This is a genomic window from Bradyrhizobium sp. CCH5-F6, assembly GCF_001556045.1.
Taxonomy (GTDB): Bacteria; Pseudomonadota; Alphaproteobacteria; order Rhizobiales; family Xanthobacteraceae; genus Bradyrhizobium.
The window spans coordinates 1-287 of record NZ_LSIC01000170.1; the positions used below are offsets into that span (position 1 = coordinate 1).

Sequence of the window (287 nt, forward strand, 5' to 3'; positions counted from 1 at the left end):
TCTTGACCTGATGGTCGGCACGGCCGACATAGTCGAGCACGCCGTCGGAGCGCCACCGCGCCACGTCGCCGGTGCGGTACAGCCGCGCGCCGGGAGGACCGAACGGATCGGGGATGAAGCGCTCCGCCGTCAGCGCGCCGCGCCGCCAATAGCCGCGGGCCAGCCCGCTACCGCCGATATAGAGCTCGCCGGCAACACCGACCGGCGCCAGGTTGAGATCACCGTCGAGAATATAAAGCGTGGTGTTGCCGATCGGGCCGCCCAGCAGCGGACGATCGTCCGTCGCA

General features: G+C 69.7%; 1 protein-coding gene. It reads right to left on the bottom strand.

The genetic code is table 11. The annotated features are described in order from the left end of the window. The coding region (locus AX729_RS28705) for an AMP-binding protein (RefSeq protein ID WP_156457269.1) at nt 1-287 on the bottom strand (287 nt) is incomplete at both ends.